Source organism: Rhodoferax sp. GW822-FHT04A08, from assembly GCF_058801025.1.
Window position 1 is genome coordinate 1 of the sequence record NZ_JBXAMW010000001.1, and the last position, 25,732, is coordinate 25,732.

Annotated in this window: 23 protein-coding genes; 15 read left to right on the forward strand and 8 right to left on the reverse strand. The window is 62.2% G+C overall.

The features are described from left to right. The 4 genes from AC1RMF_RS00005 to AC1RMF_RS00020 all read left to right on the forward strand — a co-directional run. Positions 1-199 (forward strand): hypothetical protein (locus tag AC1RMF_RS00005; RefSeq protein ID WP_493138574.1); only part of this gene is annotated, 199 nt, incomplete at its 5' end. A 6-nt stretch (positions 200-205) separates the two neighbouring features. Next, positions 206-940 (forward strand): ABC transporter ATP-binding protein, encoded by a 735-nt coding sequence (locus tag AC1RMF_RS00010; protein ID WP_493138576.1) that lies wholly within the window; start codon positions 206-208, stop codon positions 938-940. A 5-nt stretch (positions 941-945) separates the two neighbouring features. Further along, positions 946-2,172, forward strand: a complete 1,227-nt coding sequence (locus tag AC1RMF_RS00015) for an ABC transporter permease (protein WP_342621171.1) — start codon at positions 946-948, stop codon at positions 2,170-2,172. 16 nt (positions 2,173-2,188) lie between these two features. After that, the gene (locus tag AC1RMF_RS00020) at positions 2,189-3,013 is read left to right on the forward strand and encodes an undecaprenyl-diphosphate phosphatase (protein ID WP_342618206.1); all 825 of its coding nucleotides are present in this window, start codon (positions 2,189-2,191) and stop codon (positions 3,011-3,013) included. Here AC1RMF_RS00020 and AC1RMF_RS00025 read toward each other — a convergent pair. The 5 genes from AC1RMF_RS00025 to AC1RMF_RS00045 form a co-directional block, all read right to left on the reverse strand. Further along, on the reverse strand, positions 2,988-3,803 hold the full coding sequence (locus AC1RMF_RS00025) for an alpha/beta hydrolase (protein WP_342618205.1): 816 nt from the start codon (positions 3,801-3,803) through the stop codon (positions 2,988-2,990). The two genes, AC1RMF_RS00020 and AC1RMF_RS00025, sit on opposite strands and share 26 nt — an antisense overlap. A 15-nt stretch (positions 3,804-3,818) precedes the next feature. Beyond that, positions 3,819-4,646: a proteasome-type protease gene (locus AC1RMF_RS00030; RefSeq protein WP_342618204.1), complete on the reverse strand. Its 828-nt coding sequence runs from the start codon at positions 4,644-4,646 to the stop codon at positions 3,819-3,821. A 57-nt stretch (positions 4,647-4,703) separates the two neighbouring features. Next, the gene (locus tag AC1RMF_RS00035) at positions 4,704-6,296 is read right to left on the reverse strand and encodes a methyl-accepting chemotaxis protein (RefSeq protein ID WP_493139900.1); all 1,593 of its coding nucleotides are present in this window, start codon (positions 6,294-6,296) and stop codon (positions 4,704-4,706) included. 115 nt (positions 6,297-6,411) lie between these two features. Continuing rightward, entirely contained in the window at positions 6,412-9,015 is a 2,604-nt protein-coding gene (gene mutS, locus AC1RMF_RS00040; RefSeq protein ID WP_493138580.1) for a DNA mismatch repair protein MutS, read from the reverse strand. Between the two features lie 103 nt (positions 9,016-9,118). After that, complete coding sequence (locus tag AC1RMF_RS00045; protein WP_493138582.1) at positions 9,119-10,309, reverse strand: MFS transporter; 1,191 nt, start codon at positions 10,307-10,309, stop codon at positions 9,119-9,121. 59 nt (positions 10,310-10,368) lie between these two features. Here AC1RMF_RS00045 and AC1RMF_RS00050 point away from each other — a divergent pair, with 59 nt between their 5' ends. The 7 genes from AC1RMF_RS00050 to AC1RMF_RS00080 all read left to right on the forward strand — a co-directional run bounded on the left by AC1RMF_RS00050 (position 10,369) and on the right by AC1RMF_RS00080 (position 19,104). Further along, a complete protein-coding gene (locus AC1RMF_RS00050) occupies positions 10,369-11,385 on the forward strand; it encodes a GlxA family transcriptional regulator (RefSeq protein ID WP_493138584.1) in 1,017 nt (338 codons plus the stop codon). 79 nt (positions 11,386-11,464) lie between these two features. Beyond that, positions 11,465-13,240: a PHA/PHB synthase family protein gene (locus AC1RMF_RS00055; RefSeq protein WP_493138586.1), complete on the forward strand. Its 1,776-nt coding sequence runs from the start codon at positions 11,465-11,467 to the stop codon at positions 13,238-13,240. Positions 13,241-13,253: 13 nt separating this feature from the next. Then, entirely contained in the window at positions 13,254-14,690 is a 1,437-nt protein-coding gene (locus AC1RMF_RS00060; RefSeq protein WP_493138588.1) for a bifunctional enoyl-CoA hydratase/phosphate acetyltransferase, read from the forward strand. Next, positions 14,687-15,910 carry an acetate/propionate family kinase gene (locus tag AC1RMF_RS00065; RefSeq protein ID WP_493138590.1) on the forward strand — a complete coding sequence of 408 codons (1,224 nt, stop codon included), beginning with the start codon at positions 14,687-14,689 and terminating at the stop codon, positions 15,908-15,910. The genes AC1RMF_RS00060 and AC1RMF_RS00065 overlap by 4 nt, the downstream gene beginning before the upstream one ends. A gap of 51 nt (positions 15,911-15,961) precedes the next feature. Continuing rightward, positions 15,962-16,834: an HDOD domain-containing protein gene (locus AC1RMF_RS00070; RefSeq protein ID WP_493138592.1), complete on the forward strand. Its 873-nt coding sequence runs from the start codon at positions 15,962-15,964 to the stop codon at positions 16,832-16,834. Between the two features lie 147 nt (positions 16,835-16,981). Continuing rightward, the gene (locus AC1RMF_RS00075; protein ID WP_342618194.1) at positions 16,982-17,824 is read left to right on the forward strand and encodes a creatininase family protein; all 843 of its coding nucleotides are present in this window, start codon (positions 16,982-16,984) and stop codon (positions 17,822-17,824) included. Between the two features lie 29 nt (positions 17,825-17,853). After that, positions 17,854-19,104, forward strand: coding sequence for a YncE family protein (locus AC1RMF_RS00080; RefSeq protein ID WP_493138594.1), 1,251 nt, complete (start codon positions 17,854-17,856; stop codon positions 19,102-19,104). Here AC1RMF_RS00080 and ybiB read toward each other — a convergent pair. Next, positions 19,101-20,015 carry a DNA-binding protein YbiB gene (gene ybiB / locus AC1RMF_RS00085; RefSeq protein WP_493138596.1) on the reverse strand — a complete coding sequence of 305 codons (915 nt, stop codon included), beginning with the start codon at positions 20,013-20,015 and terminating at the stop codon, positions 19,101-19,103. The two genes, AC1RMF_RS00080 and ybiB, sit on opposite strands and share 4 nt — an antisense overlap. Positions 20,016-20,183: 168 nt before the next feature. Here ybiB and AC1RMF_RS00090 point away from each other — a divergent pair, with 168 nt between their 5' ends. Then, a complete protein-coding gene (locus tag AC1RMF_RS00090; protein WP_493138598.1) occupies positions 20,184-20,567 on the forward strand; it encodes a hypothetical protein in 384 nt (127 codons plus the stop codon). A gap of 13 nt (positions 20,568-20,580) precedes the next feature. Here AC1RMF_RS00090 and AC1RMF_RS00095 read toward each other — a convergent pair whose 3' ends face one another. After that, positions 20,581-21,315 (reverse strand): GNAT family N-acetyltransferase, encoded by a 735-nt coding sequence (locus AC1RMF_RS00095; RefSeq protein WP_493138600.1) that lies wholly within the window; start codon positions 21,313-21,315, stop codon positions 20,581-20,583. A 37-nt stretch (positions 21,316-21,352) separates the two neighbouring features. Between AC1RMF_RS00095 and tsaD the strand changes: the two genes are divergently transcribed. After that, positions 21,353-22,420 carry a tRNA (adenosine(37)-N6)-threonylcarbamoyltransferase complex transferase subunit TsaD gene (tsaD, locus tag AC1RMF_RS00100; protein WP_493139903.1) on the forward strand — a complete coding sequence of 356 codons (1,068 nt, stop codon included), beginning with the start codon at positions 21,353-21,355 and terminating at the stop codon, positions 22,418-22,420. Positions 22,421-22,428: 8 nt separating this feature from the next. On the opposite strand, the gene AC1RMF_RS00105 is transcribed toward tsaD, so the two are convergent. Further along, entirely contained in the window at positions 22,429-22,806 is a 378-nt protein-coding gene (locus AC1RMF_RS00105) for an Hsp20/alpha crystallin family protein (protein WP_493138602.1), read from the reverse strand. Positions 22,807-23,128: 322 nt separating this feature from the next. Between AC1RMF_RS00105 and rpsO the strand changes: the two genes are divergently transcribed. Beyond that, the gene (gene rpsO, locus AC1RMF_RS00110) at positions 23,129-23,395 is read left to right on the forward strand and encodes a 30S ribosomal protein S15 (RefSeq protein ID WP_342618188.1); all 267 of its coding nucleotides are present in this window, start codon (positions 23,129-23,131) and stop codon (positions 23,393-23,395) included. A 216-nt stretch (positions 23,396-23,611) separates the two neighbouring features. After that, positions 23,612-25,732, forward strand: coding sequence for a polyribonucleotide nucleotidyltransferase (gene pnp, locus AC1RMF_RS00115; protein WP_493138603.1), 2,121 nt, complete (start codon positions 23,612-23,614; stop codon positions 25,730-25,732).

Consider the following 25,732-nt stretch of genomic DNA (forward strand, 5'->3'; position numbering starts at 1 on the left):
TGTGTTGGACGCCAACGGCAAGCCGCGCGCGCTGGCTGTGCGCTTGGGTGTCAGTGACGGCAGCATGACCGAACTGTTGGCAGACGGGCAGGGCGCGCAGGATATCAGGGAAGGCGCAGAGGTCATCGTGGGCACCAAATCCATGGCCAGCGGCAGCGGATCGCGCCCGGCTGGCAGTGGTCCGCGGCCCCCGTTCTGAAGCAGCATGGCACCGACCGGCAGCGTGCTGATCCAGGCGCGCAAACTCAACAAGACCTACCACATGGGTACGCCTGCACAGCAGCGCGCAGGCGACGGCCAGGCCGTGCACGCCTTGCGCGACGTGTCGCTGGACATTGCTGAGGGTGACTTCGTCGCCATCATGGGCGCTTCGGGCTCGGGCAAGTCCACCCTGATGAACATCCTGGGTTGCCTGGATTTGCCCACCTCCGGCACCTACCACCTGGCAGGCGAGGCGGTGCAGGACATGGAGCAGGATCAACTGGCCTCCATCCGCAACCGGCGCATCGGCTTTGTGTTCCAGCAGTTCAACCTGCTGCCGCGCACATCGGCCCTGGAAAACGTGGAGCTGCCCATGGTGTACAGCGGCATCAAGGCCGCCGCGCGGCGTGAGCGCGCGCAAGCCGCCTTGCAGCGCGTGGGGCTGGGCGAGCGCATGCACCACACGCCTGCCGAACTGTCGGGCGGGCAGCAGCAGCGCGTGGCCATTGCCCGTGCGTTGGTGAACCAGCCGCAACTGATTCTGGCCGACGAACCCACCGGGGCGCTGGACTCGCAGACCAGTGAAGACATCATGCGGCTGCTGCGGGAACTCAACCAGCAGGGCATGACCGTGGTGCTGGTGACGCACGAGGCCGACATTGCCGCCTGGGCGCGGCGCAAGCTGGTGTTCAAGGATGGGCAGGTGGTGCAGGACGTGGTGCAGGAGGCGGCGGCGTGAACAGCATGGCCGCGCTTCGTAGCGCCTTGCGTGCGTTGGGCGCCAATGCCTTGCGCAGCGTGCTCACCATGCTGGGAATCATCATCGGCGTGGCCGCGGTCATCACCATGATTGCGGTGGGGCGGGGCGCCACCGATAGGGTGCAGGAACAGATGAAGGGCCTGGGCTCCAACATCATGCTGGTCATTCCCGGCGGCGTGTCGCAGGCCGGCGTGCGCCTGGGCGCGCAGACCCGCCAGCGCCTGACCGAAGAAGACGCCACCGCCATTGCCGTGGAAATTCCCGAGGTGCAAGTGGCCGCGCCCACCTCGCGCACCAGCGGCCAGTTGGTCTATGGCAACACCAACTGGGGCACCAGCATCATCGGCGTGAACAACGACTATCTGGAAGCGCGCGACTGGCCGCTGGCCAGCGGCCGCATGTTCGATGCCGCCGAGCTGGCCGGCTCGGCCAAGGTGGCATGGATCGGAAGTACCGTGGCGCGCGAGCTGTTTGGCGACCAGGACCCGGTGGAGCAGATGATCCGGGTGCGCAACATCCCCATGACGGTGATTGGCGTGCTCTCTACCAAGGGACAGAACTCCATGGGTCAGGACCAGGACGACGCCATCATGGTGCCGCTGTCCACCTTGCGCAACCGCATCTGGGGCGGCGACGCCACCAGCCGCCTCAAACGCGTGGGCGCCATCTCCGTCAAGGTGCGCGAGGGCGAGGACATGAAGGCGGTGGAGGCCAGCATCACCGACCTGCTGCGCCAGCGCTTCAAGGTGCCCCCCGGTAGCGAAGACCCGTTTGCGGTGAAGAACCTCACCGAAATCCTGCAGGCACAGGAGGAGTCCAGCCGTGTGATGACGCTGCTGCTGGCGGCTGTGGCCGGTATCAGCCTGCTCATAGGCGGTATAGGCATCATGAACATCATGCTGGTGAGCGTGACCGAACGCACCAGAGAGATCGGCCTGCGCATGGCTGTTGGTGCACGCGGGCGCGACATTTTGGTGCAGTTCCTGATTGAAGCAGTGACGCTGAGCCTGATTGGCGGAGCCATCGGCGTGGCGCTGGGAACCGTGGCAACCTGGGGCGTGGGCGCGTTTGCCGGCTGGCAGGTGAGCTTGAGCGCGGGCTCGGTGCTGCTGGCCGTGGGCTTTTCGGCGGGGGTGGGCGTGTTCTTCGGTTTTTACCCGGCGCGCCGTGCATCTAAACTGCTGCCGATTCAAGCCTTGCGTTACGAGTAATTTTTTGGAGAGTATTTTGGATATTGTTTTGCTGATCAAAGCCACCATCATGGGCATCGTGGAGGGTCTGACCGAGTTCCTTCCCATCTCCAGCACGGGGCATCTGATCCTGACCGGCGCCCTGCTGGGCTTTGATGACGACAAGGCCAAGGTCTTTGACATTGCCATCCAGACCGGCGCCATTTTGGCCGTGGTCATCATCTACTGGGAAAAGCTGCGCAGCACCCTGGTGAACCTGGGCAGCAGCCACCGCGCGCAGCGCTTTGCGGCCAATGTGTTCATCGGCTTCCTGCCTGCGGGCATTGTGGGCTTCACGGTCTACAAGATCATCAAGAACTACCTGTTCACGCCCGGCGTGGTGGCGGGCGCCTTCATCGTGGGCGGCTTCATCATCCTGTGGGTGGAGAAGGTGGCCAAGCCGGTGCCGCGCATCCATGACATCGATGACATGTCCGGACTGGACGCGCTCAAGGTGGGACTGGTGCAGTGCCTGGGCATGATCCCCGGAACCAGCCGCAGCGGCGCCACCATCATTGGCGGCATGTTGCTGGGCCTGTCACGCAAGGTGGCGGCGGAGTTCTCATTCTTTCTGGCCATCCCGACCCTGGTGGGCGCGGGTGTCTACAGCCTCTATAAGGAGCGCGCCAACCTCAGCATGGCCGACCTTCCGCTGTTTGGTGTGGGTTTTGTGGTGTCGTTCATTGCGGCATGGCTGTGCATACGCTGGCTGCTGAGGTTCATTGCCTCTCACAGCTTCGTGGGCTTCGCCTACTACCGCATCGCCTTTGGTGCAGTGGTGCTGGCCACGGCCTACTTCAACCTGGTGCAGTGGTCGGCGTAGCCATCGCGCGAATGGCTGCCTCGATGGCGGCGGCGGTGGCTACCGGTTGCTCCATGGGGAAGAGGTGGCTGCCTTCGAGCATGGTGATGTGCTCACCCACCACCTTGCGCGTCAAGGCCATACCCACTTGCCGCATTTCCTCGGACTCGGTGCCACCAATGAAGTGTGCCGGGCATTGCAGCGGGTGGCGCTTGAGCTGACGCTCCAGGTTGTGCGGCAGGCCGTTGTAGATGGCGGTTTCCACGTCGCGGTCAAAGGCCAGCACGCGCTTGCCGTGGTGCTCCACTGTGCCGTGGTTCACATAGTCGTGCAGTACCTGCTCATCCCATTTTGCAAAGGGCTTCTTGTGGCGGAAGTGGGCGAAGGCCTCTTCGGTGCTGTCCCATGTGGTGCGCCTGCGCTTGCTCACAGCACCGGGTGAAAACGAGCCCACCAACTGGGTGCGTTTGGCGATGGCCACCGCGTTGGATTTCCAGCCCCCCAGCAGGGGCGAGTCGATCATCACCAAACCCTTCACCCGGGCGGGCACGCGCATGGCGGCCATCAGGCTCAGGTAGCCGCCCAGCGAGTGGCCCACCAGCCAGGCCGGCTGGCCGGCCCTGTCGGTTTCCTGCTCGATGAAGTCACACAACTGCCGCACCAGATACGGCCAGTTGCTGGTGACCGGATAGTGCGGGTCGTGGCCCACCTTCTCAATGGCCTTGACCGTGAAGCCGCGGCCCCGCAGGCTGCGAAACAGCACTCGGTAGGTGCTGGCGGGAAAGCTGTTGGCGTGGGAAAAGATGATCACGGCGAAGGTTCCGCTTTAGATCAGCTTCTCGTCCGGCGTGGTGATTTTTTTGAGCGGCAGGCTGCGGGTGGGAGCAACCATCAGCGGAACTTCGGTCTTGCCGCCGTCCCAGGTCGGGTCTTCGATGCTGTCAAAGACTTCGCGCAGCTTCTGGCCCCAGCTACCGTGCAGCATCTGGAAGTAGGGGTTGTTCTCGTCGATGCAAACCACCTTGTCGGTGTGGAAGGTGCCGGCTTCGTATACCACCATGTCCAGCGGCAGGCCCACCGAGAGATTGGATTTGAGGGTGGAGTCCATGGACACCAGCGCACACTTGGCGGCTTCGTCCAGCGGCGTGGTGGGCGTGATCACGCGGTCCAGCACCGGCTTGCCGTATTTGGATTCGCCGACCTGGAAGTAGGGCGTCTCGGGTGTGGCTTCGATGAAGTTGCCGGCGGAATACACCTGGAACAGGCGCATGCCTTCACCCTTGATCTGGCCACCAAAGATCAGCGAGACATTGAAGTCCACGCCCGCCAGCTTGAGCGATCCGGCATCGCGCTCATGCACCTTGCGGATGGCCGAGCCCAGCACCCGGGCGGCGTCAAACATGCTCTTGGCATTCCAGATGGTGATGCCTTCGTCTTCGTCATGTTCCTTGAGGCGTTCGACCTGCAGAATCTCGCGCACCGACTGGGAGATGCTCAGGTTGCCGGCCGACAGCAGCACCATGAAGCGGTCGTCTGCCTTCTCATAGACGATCATCTTGCGGAAGGTGCTGATCTGGTCGAGCCCGGCGTTGGTGCGGGAATCGGAGAGGAAAACCAGGCCAGCGTTGAGCTTGATGGCTACGCAATAAGTCATTTTTTGGGGGAAGCGATAAAAGGTAGGAGTGTAAAGGGCCTACCTTTCACCACGGGCTCAGGCTGGCAAGGCCAGATAGGAGCTGTTCCCCACTTTGAATACCGACACGGCTTCCACCAGTTCTGCGGCTTGGTTGCGCAGGGTGTTGGCCGCAGCGGAGATTTCTTCCACCATGGCCGCGTTCTGCAGCGTGGTCTGGTCCATGTTGGAGATGGCACCGCCCACCTGCTGCACGCCGTTGGCCTGTTCGATGCTCGAGTGGCTGATCTCGCCCATGATATGGGCCACCTTCTGGATAGCCTCCACCAGCTCCTTCATGGTCTGGCCTGCCAGGCCGACCTGCGAGCTGCCGTGTTCCACCCGCTCCACGCTGGCGTTGATCAGTTGCTTGATTTCCTTGGCGGCTTCGGCGCTGCGTCCGGCCAGGGAGCGCACTTCGGACGCCACCACGGCAAAGCCGCGGCCCTGTTCACCGGCACGGGCTGCCTCCACTGCCGCGTTGAGCGCCAGGATGTTGGTCTGGAAGGCGATGCCATCGATCACGCTGATGATGTCGGCAATGCGGCGCGAGCTGTCGTTGATGCCCTTCATGGTCTCCACCACTTGGTCCACCACGGCTCCGCCGCGCACGGCCAGGCTGGACGCGTTCTGCGCCAGCTGATTGGCCTGGCGGGAGTTCTCGGCGTTTTCTTCCACGGCACCGCTCAGGCGCGACATATGGGCGTTGGTTTGCTCCAGTGCGGTGGCCTGCTGTTCGGTGCGGTTGGACAGGTCCTGGTTGCCCGAGGCAATCTCTTCGCTGGCCGAGGACACGCTCTCCGAGCCATGGCGCACCTTGCTGACCACTTCGATCAGGCTCTTCTGCATGTTGTGCAGGGCATGCAGCAGCTGGCCGGCTTCGTCCTGGGTGGTGGCGTGAATCTCCGAGGCGAGGTCGCCGGAAGCCACGCGTTCAATGGCGTTCACCGCCTCCGACAGCGGGCGGGTGATGGAGCGGATCAGCACAAAGGCGGCACCGGCTGCCAGCGCCACGCCCACTACTGCAATGACCAGCATGGCAACGCGGGCCGTGGTGTAGGAAGTGACGGTCAACGCACTCTCGTCAGATGCCCCCTTCTGGCTGATGGCCACCAGTTGGTCCAGTGTGGCGGTGGACTTCTCGAACAACTTGGCAGCGGTGGTGTTGAGCAGGCGCTTGCCCTGGTCGGCCTGGAACTGCTTGGCCAGCGTAATCACCTGTTCGTGGATTTGCAGGTAAGCCTTCCAGTCGGCGGAAAAGGAGTCAAACAGCTTGCGCTCGTTGTCGTCGCTGATGCTGTCGGCAAAGGCCTTGCTGTCGGCCTGAAAAGCGGCCTGGATCTTGGCCATCTTCTTTTCGAGGTCGGCCATATCGGAGTCCACCGTGCTCATCACGTGCTGCAGCTCGGCCATGCGAAAGCTCGCAAGCTCCGAGCTCATCTTGTTCACCGCCACCGATTTGGGTAACCAGACGCTGGAAATCTCATCGGCGTTGCGCCACATGAGTCCCATCTGGAATACCGCTGTTACAGCGATTGCCAGCATGGCCAACACCACCATGGCAAAGGTCGACGTCAGGCGCGTCGAAATCTTGAGGTTATTGAGCGTGTTAATGGCAGCCTCTTTCGGTATGGATGTATCTTGGAGCGGCTCCGTTCTGGGTGAAGGAGCCGCAAATCATCATACGGATAGGGGCCACGGTGAAATGGCAAAAAGCGGCGTCTATTCGTCCATTCGCGACAAGATGTCAGCCTCTGTTGGCCAGCGCCTTGAGCTGGTAGAGCGCTTCCATGGCTTCGCGCGGGCTCATGGCGTCCGGGTCGATGGCAGCAACCGCTGCTTCCACTGCACTGGCAGCAGGTTCTTCTACCTGCGGAGGTGGTGCAAACAGATCGACCTGGCGTTGCGACGCCGTGGCCTGTGCCTCCAGCGCATCCAGCGTGTGCCGAGCTTGGTTCAGCACCGCTGCGGGCATGCCCGCCAAGCGCGCCACCTGAATCCCATAGCTGCGGCTGGCAGGGCCCGGCTCGATGGCGTGCAGGAACACGATGTCGCGCCCGGCCTCGGCAGCGCTCACATGCACGTTGACGGCGGCATGGTGCGTGGCCGGGAACTCGGTCAGCTCGAAGTAGTGGGTGGCAAACAGTGCAAAGGCCTGCGTCTTGTCGTGCAGGTGGGTGGCAATTGCGCTGGCCAGTGCCAAGCCGTCGAAGGTGGAGGTGCCGCGGCCGATCTCGTCCATCAGCACCAGGCTTTGCGGCGTGGCGGCGTGCAGGATCTGGGCGCCCTCGGTCATTTCCAGCATGAAGGTGGACTGGGCGTTGGCCAGATCGTCCGCCGCACCAATGCGGGTGTGGATGGCATCGATGGGCCCCAGCGTGCAGGCACTGGCCGGCACGTAGCTGCCCATGCTGGCCAGCAGCACGATGAGCGCGACCTGGCGCATATAAGTGGACTTACCGCCCATGTTCGGGCCGGTAATCACTTGCATGCGCTGCTTCGGCCCCAAGTGGGTGTCGTTGGCGATGAAGTTTCCGCTGGACAACTCGGCCAGCCGCGCCTGCACCACGGGGTGGCGGCCCTGGGTGATGTCGATGCAGGGTTGCTCCACAAAGCGTGGGGCGCACCAGTCCAGCGTCAGCGCACGCTCTGTCAGCGCGCATAGCGCATCCAGCGCGGCCAGCGCCTGTGCGGTGCGGGTCAGCGCCGGGACAAAGGGCTGCAACTGGTCCAGCACCTGTTCGAACAACCACTTCTCGCGGGCCAGGGCGCGCTCCTGCGCGCTCAGGGCCTTGTCTTCAAAGGCCTTGAGTTCGGGGGTGATGAAGCGCTCGGCGTTCTTGAGGGTCTGGCGGCGGCGGTAGTCATCCGGCACCTTGTCGGCCTGGCCGGTGGTCACCTCGATGTAGAAGCCGTGCACCCGGTTGAATTGCACCCGCAGGTTGGCAATGCCGGTGCGGGCTTTCTCGCGCACTTCCAGGTCCAGCAGAAAGGCATCGCAGTTGGTCTGGATGGCACGCAGCTCATCCAGCTCGGCGTCGAAGCCGCTGGCAATCACGCCGCCGTCGCGCACCAATGCGGCAGGCTCGGGGGCAATACCGGCGGCTATCAGCGCGGCGCACTCGGGTGGCGCCAGCAGGGCGTTGGCAATATCGAGCAGGTAGCCGTTGAGGCCCTGCAGTTGCGCTGCCAGCGCCTGGGTCTTCTGCAGGGTGAGCAGCAGGGCCACCAGCTCACGCGGGCGTACCTGGCGCAGCGCCATGCGGGCGGTGATGCGTTCCACATCGGCACAGCCCTTGAGCTGCGCGCGCAAGCTCTGCCATAGGTTGGCGTGGTTGCCGGTGTGCAGCGTCTCGATGGCGTGCAGCCGCTGCATCGCCTCGCTGCGGTCGCGTTGGGGCTCCAGCAGCCAGCGCTTGAGTGCGCGGCTGCCCATGCCGGTCATGCAACTGTCCAGCAGCGAGAACAGGGTGGGGGAGTCTTCGCCACGCAGCGTTTGCGTCAGCTCCAGATTGCGGCGGGTGGTGGCAGGCAGGTCGATGAGCGCGTCGTCGCACTGCACCTGCACGCTGCTGATGTGGGTGAGGCTGCGGCCCTGCGTGTGCTCGGCGTAGGCCAGCAGCGCTGCCGCGGCGGCGTGGGCCAGAGGCAGGTCCTGCGCATTCCAACTCACCAGGCTGGCGGCCTGCAAGGCATCGAGCAGCTTGCGCTGGCCCAGGGCACTGTCGAACTGCCATTCGGGGCGGGCCGTCAGGAAGACCGCAGTGCCCATGCGCATGCGCTTGAGCCGGTCTTCAAAGCTGCCGGTCACGGTGGCGCTGTAGGCCAGTTCGCTGGGCGCAATGCGGCTAACCCAGGCACCCAGCGCATCGGGTGCGCACTCGGCCAGAAACACAATGCCCTGCGTGACCGACAGCCAGGCCAGGCCGCAGCGGTTGCGCGGGCCCTGGTGCACCGCCATCAGCATGGACTCGGTCTTTTCGTTGAGGAGCTCGGAATCGGTCAGCGTGCCGGGCGTAACCACCCGCACCACCTTGCGCTCCACCGGGCCCTTGCCGCCGACTTCACCCACCTGCTCGCAGATGGCCACCGACTCGCCCTGGCGGATCAGCTTGGCCAGATAGCCTTCCATCGCGTGAAAGGGCACACCGGCCATCTGGATAGGCTGCCCGGCGGATTGGCCGCGCGTGGTCAGCGTGATGTCCAGCAGCCGCGCCGCCTTTTCGGCATCGGTGTAGAACATCTCATAGAAGTCCCCCATGCGGTAGAACAGCAGCGTGTCCGGGAAGTCCGCCTTGAGGGCGAGGTACTGCTGCATCATGGGGGTGTGTTGCTTGGTGTCTTCTGTCATCGCAGAGAGTCTAGCAACAAGAAGCCGACCGCAATGGCCGGCGCCCATGCGGGTGTGCAACTGTGGAGGGGCAAACAAGCTGCTGGCCGTACCAGCTCCAGGGTCAGGGCCGCCTGCTTTTCAGAAGTGACCATAGGGTCACGCTGACCATGGCGGCAGACAAGGGGAAGACCAGCCCATTGACAGTGCCCCAGCCGCTGGCGTCAAAAGTGGCGCCGGCCAGCAGGGAGCCGATAGCCACAGCGGCAAAGGTCAGGAATTCGTTTGCTGCCTGGGCCCGTGCACGATCGCCGGCTGACGCGTGGGCAAGTACCTGCGTCAGCAGGTTGGTGCCCCCCACAAACGAGAAGTTCCAGGCCACGCCATACAGGGCCAGCGCACATACAAAGGTGGATAGTGTGGTTCCTGTCAACGCCACCACACCGCCCAGCACATACAAGGCGCCCCCTGCAAGCTGGATGGAGTAGACACCCCAGCGCTCTATCAGACGCCCGGTAAAGAACCCCGGCGCAAACATGGCAAGCAGGTGCCACTGGATGACCGATGCTGCATTGCCTACCGTGAGCCCGCAACCCAAGACTGCCAGCGGAGTTGCCGTCATCACGAAGATCATAGTGGCGTAGCCAAAGGTGCTGTTGGTGACTGCAGCGATGAAAGAGGGATTGCGCAGGAAGACACGCAAAGGCGTAGATGCCGTCTGCGCCGGACCGGGCGCGTTGCGCGGCAGCTTCAGACGCGACAAGACCAGTGCTGAGGCTGCGGACAGCGCCAGAACCGATAGGTAGGAGCCAGCGAACGTGTGGGGTGCCAGGGCGTCGCGGGCCCATGCGGCCAATGTGGGGCCGGCTACCGCAGCCACCACACCACCTGCAATGACCAGACCAATGGCCTTGGGTCGGAAATCCAGGCTGGCTGCTTCGGTGGCCGCAAAACGGTAGTACTGGGCACTGGCCTGAAACACGCCCAGGAACAGATTGGCGATGCAGAACCACAGAAAGCTGGACTGGACGATCGCCATTGCCGCAAGGCATCCGCCCGTGACGCCGGCAAGCGTGCCAAGCAGGAAGAGCGGCTTTCTGCCCCAACGCGCCATGGACAGGGAAACCGGAATGGTGCTCAGCGCCGTGGCCACGGTAACCAGGGCAAAGGGCAATGTGGCCAGGCTGCGGGCGGGGGCCAGCATCGCGCCCACCAGACCGGTCAAGGTCAGTCCGATGGCGGAGGCACACAGATACAAAGCCTGGCACACGACCAGGAGCGCCACGCTGCGATTGGGTTTGAGAAATATTTGCATACCCGTAGCCTAGGTGTGGGTAGCATGGCGGTTAGGACAACATAACCGCAAAATCAGCCATGACGAAAAAACCTGCAGATTCTGAGGAACGAACCCGCGTGGTTGTTCTGGTGGCTTATGACGGTTGCCAGTCACTGGATTTCACCGGGCCCTGGGAGGTGTTTTCCAAAGCCTCGCGATATGCCGCCGACAAGGGCCTCGGACCCGGCTACCGGCTGGTGCTGGCGTCGCCGCGTGGCGGTAAGGTGGTGACCAACTCCGGGCTGCAACTGGCGCATTCCACGGCCATTGCAGATATCCGTGGTCGGGTAGACACCATCATGGTGGTGGGAGGTGATTCCAGGGTGTTTGAGCCATCCGGTTCTGCCGTCGATGTACTGCCATGGCTCAGGCAGTGGTCGGGTTCCGCCAGGCGAATTTGCAGTGTGTGCACCGGCGCATTTGCCCTGGCCGCTGCCGGTTTGCTGGATGGGCGCAGAGCGACCACGCACTGGAACGCATGTGCGGAGTTGGCCAACACATATCCCAAAGTCAAGGTGGAGCCCGATGCCATCTATGTGGCCGATCCACCGTTCTACTGTTCCGCCGGCATTTCCTCCGCCATCGATTTGTCTTTGGCGCTGGTTGAAGCGGATCTGGGGCAGCCCGTCGCGCTGGCCGTGGCCCGTGAGCTGGTTGTGTATCTGCGCCGCCCGGGCGGCCAGTCACAGTTTTCCGCGGGGCTGCAGGCGCAAATGTCCTGCTCGCATGTTTTGCGCGATTTGATGATGTGGGTGGTCGAGCACCCAAAGCACGATTTGAGTGTGGCCGCGCTTGCAGACCGCGTGGCGATGAGTGAGCGGCATTTCTCGCGCCAGTTCCTGCGTGAAACCGGTCAGACGCCGGCGCGGTTTGTGGAAGCGGTGCGTCTGGATCACGCCAAGAACCTTCTGGAACAGACCGCCTGGCCGCTGGTCCGCGTGGCGCAGCGGTCGGGGTTTGGCTCGGTGGACAGTCTGCAGCGCAGCCTGCGCCGCCACACAGGTATTTCACCGGAGTTGTATCGCCAGCGGTTTGCCCGACTACCCACGCCCTAAAGCGCGCCAGCTTGACTCTGGTCAACGTCTTTTGCGGGCTGCAGTTCATAATTTGCCGGAGTGCTTTGAGGGCAATTCCATGAATGTGAGTACCCAACGGCCCGGCTCTTCCCGGGCATCGTCCGGCGCGCCGGCTTCGCAGAAGGCCAATGCCATAGACCAGGCGTTTCACGCCCAGTTGGCCCGTTTCACCCAAGGTATTTCGCCAGCATCCCTGCTCAGTGCCTACCTGGACTGGATGGTGCATCTGGCCGTGTCGCCGGGCAAGCAAAGCGAACTGGTAGCCAAGGCGCTGGATGATGTGCGCCGGCTTGCTGTAGCCGCAGTGCCAACGGCAGGGGAGGCGGGCCAGCCTTGTATTGAGCCGCTGGTGCAGGACAAGCGCTTTGAAGCGCCCGAGTGGCAGACGTGGCCGTTCAACCTGATTTACCAGGCCTTCCTGCTCAACCAGAGCTGGTGGCACACCGCCACCAAAGGGGTGGAGGGCGTCAGCGCCCACCACGAGCAGTTGACCAACTTCTTTTCGCGCCAGTGGCTGGACATGGTGTCGCCCTCCAACTTTCTGGCCACCAACCCGGAAGTATTGGCAGAGACCGTCAAGACCGGGGGCATGAATCTGTTGCGCGGTGCGCAGAACCGCTTCAATGACGCCCTGCAGAACATCCGGGGCGAACCGGCGCCGGCCATGCGCCTGTTCCGCCCGGGGCACGAGGTGGCCGTCACGCCGGGCAAGGTGGTCTACCGCAACCGGCTGATCGAGCTGATCCAGTATTCGCCTGCAACCGACACGGTGTACGCCGAGCCGGTGCTCATCATCCCGTCCTGGATCATGAAGTACTACATCCTGGACCTGTCGCCACAGAACTCGCTGGTGCGCTACTTGGTGGAGCACGGTCACACGGTGTATATCGTTTCCTGGAAGAACCCCGACGCGTCTGACCGGGACGTGGGTATGGATGATTACCTGAAGCTGGGCGTCATGGCCGCTGTCGATGCCATTTCCGCAGCGTTGCCCCGGCGCAAGATCCAGGCGCTGGGCTACTGCCTGGGCGGAACCCTGCTGGCCATTGCTGCGGCCTATATGGCGCGCAATGGCGACAACCGGCTGAAGTCGCTCTCGCTGCTGGCGTCCGAGCTGGACTTTACCGAGCCAGGCGAACTGGCACTGTTCATCGACGAAAGCCAATTGGCTTACCTGGATGATGTGATGGCCGAGAAGGGCTACCTGGACGGAAAGCAGATGGCCGGCGCCTTTGCGCTGCTCAACTCGCGCGACCTGGTGTGGTCGCGCATGCAACACGAGTACCTCATGGGGAGCACCATGCCCGTGAGCGATCTGATCGCCTGGAATGCGGACGCCACGCGCATGCCGTACCGCCAGCACCACGAATACCTGCGCAGCCTGTACCTGCGCAATGACTTGGCCGAGGGCCGCTACCTGGTGGACGACAAGCCGGTGGCGCTGTCGGACATCCGGGTGCCGGTGTTTGCGCTGGGCACGCAGCGCGACACGGTGTCGCCCTGGCGCTCGGTGTACAAGATCCACCTGCTGATGGACACCGACGTGACCTTTTGCCTGTGCACCGGCGGGCACAACGTGGGCGTGGTCAACCCGCCCGGACCCGGAGTGAAACGCAGCTTCCAGCTCGCGCGGCATGCGCATGGGGAGCGCTATGTGGACCCCGATAGCTGGACCGAAAAGGCGGCTGTGACCGAAGGTTCCTGGTGGCCCGCCTGGCAGGAATGGCTCGCGGCGCACAGCGGCCGTCGGGTGGCACCACCGCCCATGGGCATTGGGGCGCACGACGGCGAAGCCCTGGACGACGCACCGGGCCGGTACGTGCTGGCCGCCTGAGAGGAGCGCAATTTTGGACAACACCCCAGTTCGCTACATCGCCGGAGCACCCGATCCGGACTTTCTGGAAAACCGGACCTTCCAGGAAATCCAGGTAGGCGACACCGCTAGCATGGAGCGCAAGGTCACCCAGCGTGACATCCAGCTGTTTGCCGCCGTGTCGGGCGACGTCAATCCGGCCCATGTGGATGCGCTGTATGCCAAGAGCAGTCGGTTTCACGGCATCATCGCCCACGGCATGCTGGGAGCGTCGCTGATTTCCACGTTGCTGGGCACGCGCTTTCCGGGCCCTGGCACGATTTACCTGGGGCAGTCGCTAAAGTTCCTCAAGCCGGTGCACATCGGCGATGTGCTCAGCGTGACGGCCACGGTCAAGTCCATGGACGCGATCAAATACCGGCTGGTGCTGGACACGTACTGTGTCAACCAGGATGGAGAGACGGTGATCGCAGGAGAGGCTGAAGTGATGGCACCCCTGGAGAAGCTGCACATCCATCGCACAAGCCTGCCAGAACCTCTGATGGCCGACAAGAACCTGCGCTACAACGAGCTGCTGCAGGCGGCCAAGCGTTGGAGCAAGATCCGTATGGGAGTCGTACATCCGTGCAGTCAGGACGCGTTGGAAGGTGCGGTGGACGCCGCGGCCCTGGGCCTGATCGACGCGGTGCTGATCGGTCCGGCAGAGCGCATTCGGGCAATCGCCGCAGAGCACCGGATTGACCTGGGTGGAGTCGCGCTGGTGGATGTGCCGCACAGCCATGCCGCAGCCGCCAAGGCTGTTGCCATGGCGCGCAATGGGGAAGTGGATGCCCTGATGAAAGGCAGCCTGCACACCGATGAGCTGCTTGCCGAAGTGGTGAATACCCAGACCGGGCTGCGCACTGCGCGGCGCATCAGCCATGTGTTTGTGCTCGACGTTCCGCGCTACCCCAAACCCCTGCTGATCACCGATGCGGCCATCAATGTGGCGCCGGATTTCGAATCCAAGGTCGACATTGTTCAGAACGCCATCGACCTGGCGCACGCGCTGGGCATCCCTTGTCCCAAGGTGGCGGTGCTTTCTGCCGTGGAGACGGTCACTCCCAAGATGCGCTCAGCCATGGATGCAGCCGCCCTGGCCAAGATGGCCGACCGTGGCCAGATCACCGGCGGGCTGGTGGATGGCCCGCTGGCGTTTGACAACGCGGTTTCCATGGCCGCAACCCGGACCAAGGGCATCCAATCCGCAGTGGCCGGTGATTCCGATGTTCTGGTGGTGCCGGACCTCGAGTCGGGCAACATGCTGGTCAAGCAGCTCGAATACCTGGGGGATGCGCAAGTGGCGGGCATCGTGCTGGGTGCCACCGTACCTATCGTGTTGACCAGCCGTGCGGACACGGCCCATTCACGCATCGCGTCGTGCGCGATTGCATTGTTGTGGGCCGCCTTCAAGCGCGCCAATCCGGAATGAGCACAGCCTTGGCCCCAGCGGGCGAAACCATTGTTGTGCTCAACGCGGGCTCTTCGAGCATCAAGTTCGCAGCCTTCGCCCGCAGCATGGACGACGCGGTAGACCCGCCACGCATACTGCACGGCGAGATCGATGGCCTGGGCAAGGAAGCCAGACTGCTGGCCTGGCGTGACGATGGGCAGGCTTTGCCATCCGGTGGTCTGTCCGGTACGGCGGAGGCCGGACAGTGGTACGCCAGTGAATTGCGCATGCTGTTCGAGTGGCTGGAGCAGCAATTGCCAGGCCACAGCTTGTGCGCGGTGGCGCACCGGGTGGTGCATGGTGGCACGCGCTTCACCAAGCCGGTGCGGGTCACTGCGGAAGTGCTGGAGCAGCTCAAGACGCTCTGCCCGTTGGCGCCACTGCATCAGCCACACAACCTCGCGGCGATCGAAGTGATTGCGGCGCTGGAGCCTGCCTTGCCTCAGTTCGCCTGCTTTGACACGGCATTTCACGCGGACCAGCCATGGGAGGCGCAAACCTACGCCTTGCCGCGGCGCCTGCGTGATGCGGGCGTCAAGCGCTACGGTTTTCACGGGCTGTCGTATGAATACATCGCCAGTGTTCTGCCGGCGCACCTGGGTGCCTTGGCGGACCAACGCGTGGTGGTGGCGCATTTGGGCAACGGAGCCAGCATGTGCGCTCTGCGCAACCGCCGCAGCGTAGCCACCAGCATGGGCTTTACGGCACTGGATGGACTGATGATGGGCACGCGCTGCGGCAGCCTGGATCCCGGCGTGGTGCTCTATCTCGCTACGGAACTCGGCATGGACGCAAAGGCCATCGAGCACATGCTCTACCACGAGTCCGGTCTGCTGGGTGTGTCGGAAATATCGTCCGACATGCGTGTGCTGGAGGCCAGCGACGACCCTAGGGCCAAGGCGGCCATAGATTTATTCGTGCACCGTATCTATCGGGAGTTGGGCAGCCTCGCCGCCGCACTGGGCGGTCTGGACGTGCTGGTGTTCACCGCGGGAATCGGCGAACACAGCAGTCTGGTCCGGGAGCGCGTGTGCCACGCCGCGTCTTGGCTGGGTATTGCGCTCGATGAAGAGGCGAACCGGGCCGGGGCGCGCCGCATCAGTTCGGCAGCCAGCCGCGTGTCCGCCTGGGTGATCCCGACCAACGAGGAATTGATGCTGACGCGCCACGCCCAGGACCTGCTGCTGCAAGTGTGTTGACCCGCATGCCTCGCGCGAAGATACTCCGCCCCATGCACACTGATTGCCCTCATGGACGAATTGCCTAGTACCCCGGTTGCAGCCGCCGCACCAGCCTATCTGCTGGAGCCCTTCAAGGATCTGGCCGGTTGGACCCGCTTTTTTCTTCAAGCCGAAGTTCCGGTGCTGGAAAAGACCTCGCTTGCACTCGAAGAGTTGCGAGCCCGGGAAGAAGATGTGGATGCCAGCATGTTGGCCGATCTGGTGGACTCCGATCCTCTTTTCACCATCAAGGTGTTGGCCTATGTGTCGGCCAAGCGCCGCAATACCGATTCGACGCAGACCGAAACGGTGATCACGTCCCTGGTGATGATGGGCGTGGCGCCTTTTTTCCGCGAGTTCGGCAAGCAGCCCACGGTGGAAGAACGCCTGTGCACGCAACCGGCAGCGTTGGTGGTCCTGCAGGGCCTGATCCGGCGGGCACGGCGTGCGGCGCACTTTGCCACCGGCTTTGCAGTGCATCGTGGCGATACCGATGTGGCCGTGATCCGTCAGGCGGCCTTTCTGCACGACTTTGCGGAAATGCTGATGTGCTGCTACGCCCCGGCCATGGAGATGGAAATCCGGGCCATGCAACAGGCCAATCCGACCCTGCGCACCATCAGTCTGCAACGGTTTGTCTTCAACATCGACTTGAACGACCTGCGCCAGGCCTTGATGAAGCACTGGGCACTCTCCGAGCTGCTGGTGCGCATCAGCGATGGCAAGCACCCCGAGCACCCGGCCGTGCGCAACGTGTTGCTGGCGGTGCGGCTGGCGCGCCATACCGAGAGCGGCTGGGACAATGCGGCTTTGCCGGACGACATCGACGACATCGCCGTTCTGCTCAATTCAACGGCGCGCGTGGCGCGGGCGTTTGTCTACAAGATCGACCAGACGGCGTAGTGCAGCTCCCCTGTGAGGGCAGCTTTGTACAAGTTTCGACAGGGGTTGATGTAAAACAAAGTAATTTCCGGCAGGTGGGCATGTGGGTACCCAGCCTGCGGGCACCGCGCAACGTAAAATCGCTTCCTGTCCGCAGCAAAGCGCCAAATGGTCTCTCACCGCAATACAACATCCAGCTTATTGGCTGGCTTCTCCCTTTTCCTGTTCCTGACATGCGCCGCGCCGGCCCAAGCCGCAAGCGCTGCCTCGGGGTCGGTGTTTCTGGAGGACCTCACTTCGTTTGAATTGCGCGCCATGGTTGCCAAAGGGGCGACCACGGTGCTGGTGCCCATAGGCGGAACCGAGCAAAACGGTCCGCATATGGCGCTGGGCAAGCACAATGTGCGGGCCAAGGCGCTGGCCGGGCAGATTGCGCAGCGCCTGGGCAACGCGGTGGTGGCGCCGGTGCTGGGTTATGTGCCGGAGGGGTCCATCTTTCCGCCGGTCGCGCATATGCGCTTTAGCGGCACCATCTCCATTTCCGAGGCGACATTCGAGTCCATTCTGGAGTCCACCGCCCGCAGCTTCAAGCAGCACGGTTTTCACCACATCGTTTTTCTGGGTGACCACGGCGGTTACCAGAAGAGCGAGGTGCGGGCTGCCGACAAGATCAACAAGGAATTTGCCAAGGGCGGCGATTTCCACGCCCTGGCGCTGACCGCCTATTACGAGGCCACGCAGGCGCCGTTTATCCGTGATCTGCGCGCCAAGGGCTTCTCGGACGCCGAGATTGGAACCCACGCCGGTCTGGCTGACACCTCGCTCATGCTGGCCATTGACAAATCGCTGGTGCGCATGGACCTGCTGGCAGAGGGCGCCAAGACAGGCCCGTCCGACGGTGTCTACGGCGATCCGCGCAAGTCCACGGCGGAACTGGGGCAGATCGGCGTACGCCACATCGTGGACCAGTCGGTGCAGGCCATCCAGGAAGCCATCAAGCAAGGCAATTGAAGTTCATCTGATACATCGAGTCTTTCCTCATGCACTACAAAAAACTCAGCATCGTTTCTTTCTGCGCAGTGGCCGTAGCCGCGCTGGCGACCTTGGGCAATGCGGCCAGCAATGCGCCGGCCACGACCAAGTCTGCAGTCAATACCGTTCCTGGAATGCCCGTTGTGGCAGACCCGGACAACCTCTACAGTGAAACCCGCGCCGACCAGATGCTGCCCGAGGTCAAGGCCGATCTGGAGCGTGTCTATGTTCCGAACCTGCGCGGCAACAACGTCACCGTCATCGATCCCGCCACCTTGAAGGTGGTGGATACGTTCAAGGTGGGACGTGCACCGCAGCATATTGTTCCTTCCTGGGACATGCGTACCCTGTGGGTTGCCAACAACGCAGAGCGGGGCAGCGATGGCAGCCTGACGCCGGTGGACCCGCGCACAGGCAAGCCCGGCAAGTCCATTCCGGTGGACGACCCCTACAACGTCTACTTCACGCCCGACGGCCAGTCCACCATCATCGTGGCCGAAGCCAAGCACCGTCTGGACTTCCGTGATCCCAAGACCCTGAAGCTCCAATACGCGATCGAGGCGCCCAAGTGCGGTGGCATCAACCACGGCGACTTTTCCATCGACGGTCGCTATGCCATCTTTACCTGTGAATTTGAAGGTAGCGTGGCCAAGATCGACCTGGTCAACAAGTCTCTGGTGGGCTACCTGAAACTGGAATTGCCCAAGACACGTTTCAAGGACAACCCCAAACCGTTCAACCCGCTGGAGACGGAAATCTGCACGGCCAAGAAAGGCATGCCACAGGACATCCGCATCTCGCCCAACGGCAAGACTTTCTATGTGGCAGACATGGAGTCCGACGGCGTGCATCTGATCGACGGGGAATCGTTCAAGGAAGTCGGGTTCATCAGCACTGGCGTGGCAGCGCATGGCCTGTATCCCAGCCGCGACGCCAAGCAGATGTATGTGGCAAATCGTGGCTCCCACGCCATCCACGGCAAGCGCAAGGGCCCGGGCAGCGTGTCGGTGATTGATCTGGCAACCAACAAGGTGCTCACCACTTGGCCCATCCCCGGCGGTGGCAGCCCGGACATGGGCAATGTCAGCAATGACGGCAAGTGGCTGTGGCTGTCTGGACGCTTCGATGACGTGGTCTACCGCATCGAAACCGCCTCGGGCAAAGTGGATCAGATCGCTGTGGGTCAAGAGCCACACGGTCTGGCGGTGTGGCCGCAACCTGGCCGATATTCACTGGGCCATACTGGCAACTTCCGCTAGGGCGTTGCCAAGGCGATGATCCGCTCCACTTGGATGGCAATGGGGGTGGGCACCGGTAGGGCGCCACTCAACACGGACTGGATGTAGGCCGCCGTCGTTGGTGCATCGCAACTGGTGGGCAGGTCGGGTAGGGTGCTCAGAGTCCCGGCCTGCTGCTCCTGCACCGAATCCACCACCCCTTCGCGCATGCACGTCATCTTCGGAAGACGGCGTGGGTCGGCCACGGCCTCGCCCTCGGTACCGCGTATCAGCATGGCGCTGGCTCCCAGCACTTGCAGTACTGCGGCCATGGAGACGGCGTATTCCGGATGCGTGTAACTGGTCACCAGCACTTGTGGCCCTTCGCACGGCAATAGCAATTTGACCAGGCTGTGCGCCGGGTTGCGCAACTGCACCACGCGGCGAACATCCAGCAATGCCTGCAGTCCGCGGTGCAAGGCCTTGGTTGGGACAAAGGCTACCTCCCCTGGATGCACCGGTGTGCTGGCGTCGCGCGGCAGGATTCCGAGTGCCGCGAGCACATCGGATGTAAACACGCGCTGCCCCTCCGTTGCGTTGCCGTGCAGGGCGACTGCAAACCCTTTGCGCGCCAAAAGCAAGGCCAGTAAAGGCGTGAGCACCGGCAACTTGCGTGCGCCGTTGTAGGTTGGTATGACGATGGCCGGCCGGGATTCCTTGGCGGGCGCAATCCGAATCTTGGCGATGCGCTGCTGCGTCGCGTCCCAGAATCCGCACATTTCTTCGGTGGTTTCACCCTTGATGCGCATCGCCAGACAAAACGCCCCAATCTCTAGGTCCGAGACCGCTCCGTCCAGTATCTGGCCAAACAAGTCTGCCGATTGCTCTCTGGAAAGCGCGCGTGCGCCGTCTTTTCCGCGCCCGATTTCTTTGATGAAGTGTCCTATTGCCATGGGCCCATTGTCGACGAAGCAGGCCAGTTTGGGTTGAGCGCCCGGGCCACGCCTTCGCGCGGATTCCTTCAGACCATCAATTTTTGATCAAGTAGTTTTTTGAGGCCGTGGGCAAGATGCCGCGACGCTAACCCTGAGGCGGCTGCCGCAAAGGCATCCGAGGTAAACATGAAATGCAATCAAAATTCAAACCAGGCGCTGCAAGTGGTGCTTGGCAGCCAGACTATCAAGGCTTTCGTGGCTTCGCCCAAGGAATTCAAGGTAATCGGGATTGTCCGCATGGGCATGGAATTCGGGCTCCTCGCGACCTCGGCCTCCGGCGCATACGTGAGGGTAAACGGGTCCACGGTACAGCGCCTGAATAGTGCCGCAGTGGAAGAAGCCATCCGGATAGCGCGCATCAGTGGCAGAGGCGAATCGTATGCGGCTTCGCGTGCGCATACGCCCGCAGCAGCGCAGGCACCCGCCGTCATCGTTCGAAAGCGCCGCCGCTACATCGAAGTTCCCACGGCTACAGTGGCACCTCTTCGGCCAACGCCTCGGTGCGGGTAGCAGCTGCCTGAAGTTACTTTCGCCAGTAGTGGTAACGCCAGGTGGTCTGAAAGCCCAGCCGGCTGTACAACGCGATAGCATTTGCGTTGCCTTCTTCAACCTGCAGGAAGCACCTGTCCAGATTTCTCAGGCGAGCCTGGCTGCCAAAAGCCAGGATCAGGGCAAAGGCAGCGCCTTGGCCCCGCACCCTCTTCAAAGTACGCAAGCCATGCAAACTCATCCAGCCTTGGCTGAAGGACGCCGTACCTGCGGCCACGGCGCCGCTCGAATCCTCAATCCATCCATATTGCAGAAAACGGCTGCGGCTTAGCGCTTTCAGCCGGTTGGCACCGTCTATCGGATCAAAGTCGTCTGCAAGATAGACGGATTCCCAACCGGCCGATGGCTTGTCGTCCTGTTGGACCGTCCATGCAGTGGTTGCTTGCGGCCAATCCCGGATATCGCTCACCATGGTCAGTGTGGGTTGGTGCGCGGCGTAGCCTCGCGAGCGCAAGGCGGCATGCAGCTCGCTCAGGCCAGCCACGTCGGCCACACGGAACTGCGCCTTCCACCCTTTGGAAACGTAGCGGGATTCGATCAAGGCGATGTCGCCGGGGTTCACGCCGTCATGGCGCAACGGTACGGCTGAAATGGCGCGGCCCACCGTGGTGCTGTCAAAGGGCAGTGCCCAGTTGGGGAGAAACTCGGTAGCCTCGGGTGCAACTGCGTCCAATGTGGCTTTTTCCAAGGATTCAATTTCGATGTGCATGGGGCGTACTCTAAACTCTGGCCCCATGTCACAAAAGTTGTTGGTACTGGGGATTGAGTCGTCTTGCGACGAGACGGGCGTCGCCCTGGTGCAATGCCATTCCGCAGAACACAAGGGTGAGGTGCCGGAGTTGTTGGCGCACGCACTATTCAGCCAGATCGAAATGCACAAGGCTTTTGGCGGGGTTGTTCCGGAATTGGCCAGCCGCGACCACATCCGGCGCGTGCTTCCCCTGGCGCAGGAAGTGTTGAAAGGCTCAGGGCGCAGTTTGTCGGAAGTGGATGTGGTTGCCTATACCCGCGGCCCCGGTCTGGCAGGTGCCTTGCTGGTGGGGGCTGGTGTGGCTTGCGCACTGGGTGCTGCTTTAGGTAAGCCGGTTCTGGGGGTGCATCACCTGGAAGGGCATTTGCTGTCGCCATTTCTGAGTGCTGACCCACCGGAGTTCCCTTTTGTTGCCCTGCTGGTTTCCGGCGGCCACACCCAGCTTATGCGGGTGGATGGCGTGGGAAGCTATGTGCTGCTGGGTGAGTCGATTGACGATGCTGCAGGCGAGGCGTTTGACAAGTCAGCCAAGCTGATGGGGCTGGATTACCCCGGCGGGCCGCTCCTGGCGCGCATGGCGGAGACTGGTAGTCCTAAAGCCTACGCCTTGCCCAGGCCCTTGCTGCACAGCGGGAACCTGGACTTTTCTTTCGCTGGGTTGAAGACAGCGGTGTTGGTGCAGTCGCAAAAGATGGTTGCCGCTGCGGGCGTTTCCGCCTTCAAGGACTTGCCGCAGGATGAGCAGCACGATCTGGCGGCTTCCACGCAGGCCGCCATTGTGGAGGTGCTGGTGAAAAAGGCCATGATGGCCCTGAAGCAAACCGGCCTGAAGCGGCTGGTGGTGGCTGGGGGAGTGGGGGCGAACCGGCTGCTACGTGCGCAACTCAACGAAGCCTGTGGTGTGCGCAAGATTCGGGTGCATTACCCGGAGCTGCATTTGTGCACCGACAATGGTGCCATGATCGCCTTGGCTGCAGCCATGCGGCTGCAAAGTGGCAAACAGCAAGCCAGCGCGAACTATGCTTTTGACGTCAAGCCGCGCTGGCCCCTGGATTCACTGTAGGTCGCCTGTTACTGGATGGTGATTTCGGCAGCATTGCTGACGGGAATCTTCTTGGTCAGCTTCAGGGTCAGCACGCCGTTTTCCAGCTTGGCTTCGCTCAGGGTGGGCTCAATGTCCTGGGGCAATTCGTAGGCCACACGGTACTGGCGCGGTGCACCTTCGCGGCTGGAGATGCGCACTACGGAGCCTTCGATGGAGATGCTCAGTTGGTCACGTGCAATGCCGGGAACGTCCAGGCTGAGGTGAAAAGCGGTCTCATCCTGCTTGTATTGGGGGGCGGGCTGGCGCGAATCCAGCGCGGCATTGCTCAGAAAGCGCTCCAGTGCACGTCCTGCAGGTGCATAGGCATTGCGGCGAAAAGCGGGGTGGGCGGTGGCAAACATCATGGTGAACTCCTGGTTCTTGGCGCGCCGCTCACCGTGAGCGCCGCATGGTCCACAACTGCGTCCTGCCGCTGCGAATTCAAGAGAATTTCAAGGTGTTTATTGTTGCGTCCACGGGCTTGAAAATCGTCGTGATGGCGCTATTTGCGTTGGCCCACGCATCTCGGTCAAAGCGGCGATTTGGCTACCTACGGAGGCTCGGCTATAATCTCAAGGCTTTGCATACCGCAAGGCGCACGTTTGGAGCAGTTCCAGCACCAGACGCAAGTTCAACCACCGGGACGTCACTCGCAGGAGCGGGGTCGCCCAAATCAGGAAGTAAGACATGATCGCATCCAGCATCAAAGCAGCCGTTGTCAAGGACAATGCACGTAGCGCCGGCGACACCGGATCCCCCGAAGTTCAAGTAGCACTGCTGACCGCACGCATCAACGAACTCACCCCCCACTTCAAGACCCACGCCAAGGACCACCATGGTCGCCGTGGTCTGTTGCGTATGGTGAGCCGTCGCCGCAAGCTGCTGGACTACCTGAAGGACAAGGACGCTGACCGTTACACCGCGCTGATCGCCAAGTTGGGTCTGCGCAAGTAAGCGAAAGCCAAAATAAGTGAGGCGCCTGAGTTAGGTCACTAGCTCAGGCGTTTTTTACTTCGGAGACGGCAAAAGCAGAGCGAAGCTGTGTCATTCCAGCGTCATTTGACGCAAGTGCCGCTGGAATGGCATCGTGGACTGCGACGTTGAATCCGGGCTTGGGCGAGGTGGCCTGCACCTCCCAATTCATATCCGTAATCAATGGAGATAAGCAATATGACGATGTTCAAAAAAGTAAGCAAGACGTTCCAGTGGGGCCAACACACAGTCACCATGGAAACCGGCGAAATCGCCCGTCAATCCAGCGGCGCCGTGCTGCTGGACATGGACGGCACCGTGGTGCTGGCCACCGTGGTCGCCAAGACCGAAGGCAAGGCCGGTCAGGACTTTTTCCCCCTGACCGTTGACTACCTCGAAAAGAGCTATGCCGCTGGCAAGATTCCCGGCAGCTTCTTCAAGCGCGAAGGCCGCCCCAGCGAATTCGAGACCCTGACCAGCCGCCTGATCGACCGTCCAATCCGCCCCCTGTTCCCTGAAGGCTTTTTCAACGAAGTGCACGTGGTTGTGCATACCGTGTCGCTGAATCCTGAAGTCGATGCCGATATCGCTGCCATGATCGCCGTGAGCGCCGCACTGTCCGTCAGCGGCGTGCCTTTCAGCGGCCCCATTGGTGCCGCCCGCGTGGGTTACGTCAACGGTGAATACGTGCTCAACCCTGGCCAGACTGCCCGCAAGGATTCCTTGATGGATCTGGTGGTGGCTGGTACTGAAGCCGCAGTGCTGATGGTCGAGTCCGAAGCCCAACAACTGTCCGAAGAAGTCATGCTGGGTGCTGTGGTTTACGGCCACCAGCAAGGCAATATCGCCATCAACGCCATCCATGAACTGGTGCGTGATGCGGGCAAGCCGGTGTGGGACTGGAAGGCTCCTGCCAAGGACGAAGCACTGATCGCCAAGATCGACAGCCTGGCCAAGGACAAGCTGGTTGCCGTATACCAGATCCGCAACAAGCAAGCCCGTACGCAAGCGTGCCGCGCGGCTTACGCTGACGTCATGGCCGCCCTGAAGGCCGATGGCGCTGCGTTTGACAGTGTGGCTGTCGAAGGCCTGCTGTTTGAAATCGAAGCCAAGATCGTGCGCAGCCAGATTTTGGCAGGCGAACCCCGTATCGACGGCCGCGACACCCGTACCGTGCGTCCGATCGAAATCCGTAACAGCGTGCTGCCGCGCACCCATGGCTCTGCCCTGTTTACCCGTGGCGAGACCCAGGCTTTGGTGATCACCACCCTGGGCACCGAGCGTGATGCGCAGCGCATTGACGCACTGTCCGGTGAGTACGAAGACCGCTTCATGCTGCACTACAACATGCCTCCCTTCGCCACCGGTGAAACCGGCCGCGTCGGAACCCCAAAGCGCCGCGAGATCGGCCACGGCCGTCTGGCCAAGCGTGCCCTGGTTGCCGTGCTGCCGAACAAGGAAGACTTCCCCTACACCATGCGTGTGGTGTCGGAAATCACCGAGTCCAATGGCTCCTCTTCCATGGCTTCCGTTTGTGGCGGCTGCCTGTCGCTGATGGATGCTGGTGTGCCGATGAAGGCCCACGTGGCTGGTATCGCCATGGGTCTGATCAAGGAAGACAACCGCTTTGCCGTGTTGACCGACATCCTGGGTGACGAAGACCACCTGGGTGACATGGACTTCAAGGTGGCCGGTACCACCAACGGTATTACTGCTCTGCAGATGGACATCAAGATCCAGGGCATCACCAAGGAAATCATGCAGGTTGCTCTGGCCCAGGCCAAGGAAGCCCGTATGCACATCCTGGGCAAGATGCAGGAAGCCATGTCCGAAGCCAAGACCGAAGTGTCCAACTTCGCACCGCGCCTGTTCACCATGAAGATCAACCCCGAGAAGATTCGTGACGTGATCGGCAAGGGCGGCGCAGTCATCCGTGCGTTGACCGAAGAAACTGGCACCCAGATCAACATCGAGGAAGACGGCACCATCACCATCGCTTCCGCCGATCCAGCCAAGGCTGAAGAAGCCAAGCGCCGTATCGAACAGATCACCGCAGAAGTGGAAATCGGCAAGGTCTACGAAGGCCCGGTTACCAAGATTCTGGACTTCGGCGCCCTGGTCAACCTGCTGCCCGGCAAGGATGGCCTGCTGCACATCAGTCAGATCGCCCATGAGCGCGTCGAAAAGGTCACGGACTACCTGTCCGAAGGTCAGATCGTCAAGGTCAAGGTTCTGGAGACCGACGAAAAGGGTCGTATCAAGCTGTCCATGAAGGCGCTACTTGACCGTCCGGCAGCAAACGGCGAACAGCAAGGTTAA